The following is a 2800-nucleotide window of genomic DNA, read 5'->3' on the forward strand; positions in this document are numbered from 1 at the left end:
TTAAAAACAGCTGCATTTCTTACAGCTGTTTTATATTACTATTTTTACATTTCTTTGTCAATACTTTATAAAGATTTTTTAAAAGTTTTTTTACATTTTTTATTTCTTTTTACATTGCTTTTATTTCGTAGTTCAATTCTCTTAATGTTTCTATGTCATCTTCAATAGATGGTCCTTCTGTAGTGAGTAGTACTCCAGATATTGTAGCATTAGCTCCACTAGTGAATGCTGATTTACCATATTCTTCCATTAAGGATCTTCCGCCTGCTAGTCTTATGAAGGCATCTTTTAAAATAAATCTAAATGTTGCACAAGTTCTATTAACTTCTTCCATAGATAGTTTTTCCATATTTTCTAAGGGCGTATTTTTTATTGGATTTAAAAGATTTACTGGAACAGATTTTACTCCAAGTTCTCTTAATTCCATTGCCATATCTATTCTATCTTCAAAGCTTTCTCCCAAGCCAATTAATCCACCTGAACAAATTTCCATGCCAGCTTCTTGAGCTGCTTTAATTGTATTAATTTTTTGATCGTAGGTGTGAGTAGTACATATTTCTTTAAAATAGTTTCTTGATGATTCTAGGTTATTATGTACTCTCTTTACACCTGCATCCTTTAGTTTTTCAAATCCTTCTTCAGAAATCAAACCTCCAGATAGACATACTCTTATCCCAGGTGCTTTTTCATAAATCTCTCTTGTTATGTCACAAATGTTATTTATGTCTTCATTTGTAAGTGACTTTCCACTTGCTACCATTGAATATCTTGGAATACCTCTATTATATTTGTCCAAGGCATCATTCACTATTGTTTCCTTATCTAATAGGTCATATTCTTTAACATGTGTGTGATAATGGCCTGATTGGGCACAAAATTTACAATTTTCAGAACATTTTCCACTCTTTGCGTTTATTATTGTACATATATCAAAATCATTTCCACAAAAATATTTTCTAAGTTCATCTGCAGCCTTAGTTAGTTCTTCGTAATCTGACTTGTAAATTTCTATTGCTTCATCTCTTGTTATTTCGTAGCCATCTTTCACTTTTTCTTTTATTTCAATTATATCCATTTCCTCAACTCCTGAAATTTATTATATATTTCAAGAGTTTTATTGTCAATGTTATTTAATTTTTAGTTAACATAATGTTCAAATACGCCAAATTTGATTTTTTCGCCTAATCCTCTAAATTTACTTTCGTATTCAGTCACTATATTTTGAGGATATTCTTCCAAAGTCATGTCAAAGTCTTCTATTAAAGTAGAAAATCCAGAATCTTTAAAGTAATCTAAGCTTTCTTCAAATAATTCTAAATCGTCTGTTTTAAAGTAAATTTGTGATTTTGGTTTTAATATTATCTTGTATTTTTCCAAAAATCTTGGATAAGTTAATCTTCTCTTTTTGTGTCTTAATTTTGGCCAAGGATTGCAGAAATTTATATATATTCTATCGAGTTCATCTTTTTCAAAATAATCTAAAATATTTTCTGCATTTATTGGCATGGCTCTTACATTTGTTAACTCTTCATCTAAAATTTTTCGAGTTGCATAGATAAGCGCATTAGTTTCTATATCTACCATTATATAATTAATATCTTTATTTCTTTTTGCTGACTCTATTGTAAAAGTACCTTTCCCAGCTCCAATTTCTAAATAGATGGGATTGTCATTTTGAAATATTTCTTTCCATTTACCCTTGTTTTCTTGTCCATTAAAATAAACATAGGGGTTTTCATTCATTTCAGGTATTGCAAAATGTTTTTTCTAAGTCTCATTTCATTCTCCTTTTTATCCTATGGAATTATAACATAAGTTATATATGTGTCAACAAGTTTATTATTTTTTACAAAAATAAAAAGCCATAAAATTTGGCTTTTCAAAAACTTTTATGTAGTTTTATTATTTATTGTAGAATTAAATTTTTGCTTATCTTGAAATCTAATTTAATCCTTTATTTTTAGCTAATCTTGTCCTTCCAGTTTTATAATCTATTTGGACTCCCTCTTCTATATTCTTGACAAAAACTCTGAAATTAATTTTTTTGCCACCATCTTCTATACTGTAAGCTTCCATGATGACACCCCTTGCAACTAATTCGTCATCTAAAAAAACCGGAGTAACCCTATATCTAACTTTCTTTCCAGTATCTTTTATATATGCCGCTACTACATTTTCAAAAGGGAGCATTCCCTTAGCGTTAAAGGATCTAGTACCTGTCATTAAATTCTTCCAGTTGGCATTTTCTCCTGTTAGCTGATATCCAATTAAGTGACACCTGTTATAAATAGCCTCTCCCTCTACAAATTTATAAAATTTTTGATGCCAACCACTGGGATACACTTTAGAAATATCTCCTCTAGGCTCTTTAGGCATTGAATCCCTACTTATTAAAGCATTGGCAGGTCCAACCCTATTTAATTCATCTAATTGGGAAAAATATGAATAATCTGGACCCATTTTTAAATCTTCTTCGGTAAATTGTGGTGGATTTTTATCAATTTTATAATAGATGCTAGAATCTTTTACTTCATACTTATTTCCAAATATATCTAATAATTCTTCTAATTTATTTAAAGTCTTTAGCTTGTAGTTTTTATCAAAATCCTTTAGTTGATCTTGTCCAAATAAAAAACCAATAAGTGTGAGCGCCACAGCTACTATCGCTTTTAAGTTTTTATTTTTCCTCAAAAAATCACAATCCCATCTAATATTTTTTCAATTAAAAAAATTACTATAAGAGTAACATTTCTTATTATATAGTAAGATATAAATTTAAAAAAAGTTTACTAAAGAGAAA

General features: G+C 28.8%; 3 protein-coding genes. All 3 read right to left on the reverse strand.

Going from position 1 to position 2800, the window contains the following annotated elements; genetic code table 11:
• Positions 1–109 precede the first annotated feature (109 nt).
• The 3 genes from bioB to HGPT_RS05345 all read right to left on the reverse strand — a co-directional run bounded on the left by bioB (position 110) and on the right by HGPT_RS05345 (position 2691).
• Complete coding sequence (gene bioB, locus HGPT_RS05335) at positions 110–1075, reverse strand: biotin synthase BioB (RefSeq protein WP_019138810.1); 966 nt, start codon at positions 1073–1075, stop codon at positions 110–112.
• A 62-nt stretch (positions 1076–1137) separates the two neighbouring features.
• The gene (gene trmB, locus HGPT_RS05340; protein ID WP_019138811.1) at positions 1138–1743 is read right to left on the reverse strand and encodes a tRNA (guanosine(46)-N7)-methyltransferase TrmB; all 606 of its coding nucleotides are present in this window, start codon (positions 1741–1743) and stop codon (positions 1138–1140) included.
• Between the two features lie 198 nt (positions 1744–1941).
• The gene (locus HGPT_RS05345) at positions 1942–2691 is read right to left on the reverse strand and encodes a DNA/RNA non-specific endonuclease (protein WP_019138812.1); all 750 of its coding nucleotides are present in this window, start codon (positions 2689–2691) and stop codon (positions 1942–1944) included.
• Positions 2692–2800: the final 109 nt, after the last annotated feature.

Origin of the sequence: Peptoniphilus timonensis JC401 (assembly GCF_000312025.1) — a bacterium.
Taxonomy (GTDB): Bacteria; Bacillota; Clostridia; order Tissierellales; family Peptoniphilaceae; genus Peptoniphilus_A; species Peptoniphilus_A timonensis.